Origin of the sequence: Vibrio sp. 10N.286.46.A8 (assembly GCF_041470165.1) — a bacterium.
Taxonomy (GTDB): Bacteria; Pseudomonadota; Gammaproteobacteria; order Enterobacterales; family Vibrionaceae; genus Vibrio; species Vibrio tasmaniensis_A.
On record NZ_JBFRLX010000326.1, the window covers coordinates 1 to 2964 of the forward strand.

A 2964-nucleotide genomic window follows, 5' to 3' on the forward strand; every position below is an offset into this window, starting at 1 on the left:
ATAACTAATAACTAATAAAGCAGCCTAACGAACTAGGCTGCTTTGGAGTTTAGTTGTACTCAATTAATGAAAGTACTTATGGCTCAGGTACAGTAAATGGACAAACATCACAGGTTGCAATGTTCGATGTTTCCATAAATGCTTGTTGTAAGAACAGCGAGTCAAACGTTGCTGTCACTTGATTAGATAGCATCCCTGCAGTTCCGGTTGGTAACACATTTGGCGCATAAGTTTTACTTACTTGTGTACACACTTGACCAATAGCATCACCAAAGTTCGGTATCCACTCTCCTTCACCCGTTTTACAAGCAAACAGCTCAGGGTCGGCACTTAATGCACTACACATATTACCAGCACCACATGTGGTCACATCCTCAAGATCATCACAAGGTAAAGCAAAGTCGAGGTAATAACTGCTGTTGACTACTTCAGTAGGTAAATCAGAACGGCTCAGAGAGTCATCCTTAGAATCCACCAGCGATTCAATGGCCAATGGGATATCACCGGTATTACATATTTCAACATCATAGGTTTTCTTAAGCACAACTTGACCGCCATCAACCTCTAAGAAGCTATTACACACCTTAGAAATCTCAACCATTGGACTCAAGTCTATTGGTGGACAATTGTAGGCCACTGGCGCTTGAGCATTCACGATAAGCCCATCAAGATCCACCGCACCATCTATCACGCCGACGGCACCGTTATTTACAGACAGATAATTCCCCATGATTGCGAATGACTCACCGACACTCCACACTTCATCGCCGTTACCAACCACTGGAAGCGCACCTAAGATTGGTGACTCAGATAAAAAGGCCACTTCGTAGTCACCATTGGTGCCTAACGAACCAGGGCCAGTGTTGGTAACCGTCACGGTGTAATCTATGTTGAACATACCATCAACCGTAAAGCTGGTTGTGTTACAAGTCGCCGCTATATTGATGCTACATAAACTGAATGAACCGACAACGAAGTCAGCCAAAGATGCATCAATCGAACGAGAAGCTCGTGACTCCACTAAGAAGCTACTGAAACAAGGAATATCCTCAATGCCAAACTCATCATTCAACAGAGCTGATAAGTTTAATCGACCTTCCACAAAGCTCTCGGCTGGAATCGTTGTTGTTTCACCCGTTTTCGCGAGATAGTCCCAACCTTGTACATTGGGTAGATCAATTGCCCCGATAGAATCATCATTTGAAATCGCACAGATCTTCTCGACGCCGACTGCGCCACTGTCACATCTTGCTCCCACGAAGTCATTCGATTTAGGGTCACCGTCCGTTTGGAAAATTCTCGTCATGTTGTCGGTGACATCACCATTATTTAAATCCCACTGCAACACTTCTATATACGGATTACCGCCACTGGCTTGTGGGAATGAAATCAGCACAAGGATATCTCCATTGATATGCTGTCCAACAAAGTCGCCCTTAGTTTTCCCATCCGGCAACCCTACTTGGTCTTGTAAGAACCAGAAGCCAATGTACATATCACCATTGTTCGCATATCGGTCTGCACCAAAGTAAATCAGCAAGTCACCTTCGCTTTCAAAGGCAGCGGCATACGCATTGGTAAAGTCATCTTTTGGTTGTGGTGACGCGGTACGGAACGCCCAATCTGTAATGTCGGAATCATCTTTTGATCCACCCTTCCAAAAGATTTGGTCGATACCGTTACGGTCTTTTTCGAAAAATTCTGCAATCCCAACCATGCTGTTAGGATCATTTACGTCATCCCAATCAATACCACTATTATCACTGGTCGCGTTACCATCAAGTTCCATCACATCAACAGTAGCCCACACCAACTGGGGGCTACTAAACAACAAAAGCACACTAAGTAAATAATTTATAACCTTCATGTTCTCTCTCCATTTATCCATACTTATGCTTTTAGGGTTTTCTGTCATGCCCAAATTGGAGAAAATCCTTTAGCAATTCGTAGGTTCGATAGAGCATATTCCAAGCCAAGTTCAACTTGTTGAATTGATTGATGTTTATATATTGAAGGCAAACCTTTATTGGACGCTTTGTTATCCTTTGTCCATAAACCCGAGATTTGACCAAACAATCAAGGACTTGAAAAGATGAACAAAGTGTCTACGTCAGACATTTTTTTAGCTTTGATACGAGGAGAGTGATCTTTAAAAGGTACAATCACGTAGCCATTGCTAGATTATTGAATAACAAGCGATTGAATTGACGGGTGCCGACTTAACGGGTAACTGAAGGTTCAGGTCGTGAAATGATAGGCGAACAGACGATGACACAACTTACGATATTTTACGATGGGACATGCCCATTATGCGCAAAAGAGATGGCGGCACTTGCCAAGCATGATGTCGATAATAAGATTCAAACCATCGATATCTACAGCGAAGCCTTTTCAGACTACCCTCAGATTGATGCGGACGCAGCCAACACCGTTTTGCATGCACTGGATGAGAATGGAAAACTGCTGCTAGGCTTAGACGTGACCTACCAAGCGTGGCGCTTAGTAGGAAAAGGTTGGCTATACGCCCCTTTACGTTGGGCGATATTCAAGCCAGTGGCCGACTGGTGTTATCTTCGGTTTGCCAAGAACCGATACAAAGTCTCTTTCTGGCTAACTGGAAAGTCACGCTGCGATGGTAACAGCTGCACAAAATAGTACTTGGTTAAGACATACCACTTGCGACTTTGTAATACACCACACCAAACAGCGCAGCAAAAACTAAAACGGTAACCGCGACTTTTAACCAAATAAACTTCATGTTTTGTCCTTTAAATTCTGTTTACTGTTTCGCGAGACAAGTTACCACAACAAAACATTCGTTTGGGTAATGATTTATAGAACTTTGTAGTCATACCAATCACAGTAAGTAAGTGGTCAAAAATAGCGCAGGGAAAAAGCTGGAGAACAAGGCGGATTTTTTCGATAAGTAGTTATTCTACAATCAAAAAATCTAACGACGTTATC

General features: G+C 42.9%; 2 protein-coding genes. One reads left to right on the forward strand and one right to left on the reverse strand.

All coding sequences use genetic code 11. The features are described 5' to 3' along the window. Positions 1-76: 76 nt before the first annotated feature. Positions 77-1867 carry a hypothetical protein gene (locus tag AB4232_RS22075; RefSeq protein WP_372088015.1) on the reverse strand — a complete coding sequence of 597 codons (1791 nt, stop codon included), beginning with the start codon at positions 1865-1867 and terminating at the stop codon, positions 77-79. Positions 1868-2268: 401 nt separating this feature from the next. Here AB4232_RS22075 and AB4232_RS22080 point away from each other — a divergent pair, with 401 nt between their 5' ends. Then, a complete protein-coding gene (locus AB4232_RS22080) occupies positions 2269-2655 on the forward strand; it encodes a thiol-disulfide oxidoreductase DCC family protein (protein WP_182795275.1) in 387 nt (128 codons plus the stop codon). Positions 2656-2964: the final 309 nt, after the last annotated feature.

Coding starts and splice junctions, on each gene's coding strand:
- AB4232_RS22080 (WP_182795275.1), top strand. CDS start 2,269: ATGACACAACTTACGATATTTTACGATGGGACATGCCCATTATGCGCA.
- AB4232_RS22075 (WP_372088015.1), bottom strand. CDS start 1,867: ATGAAGGTTATAAATTATTTACTTAGTGTGCTTTTGTTGTTTAGTAGC.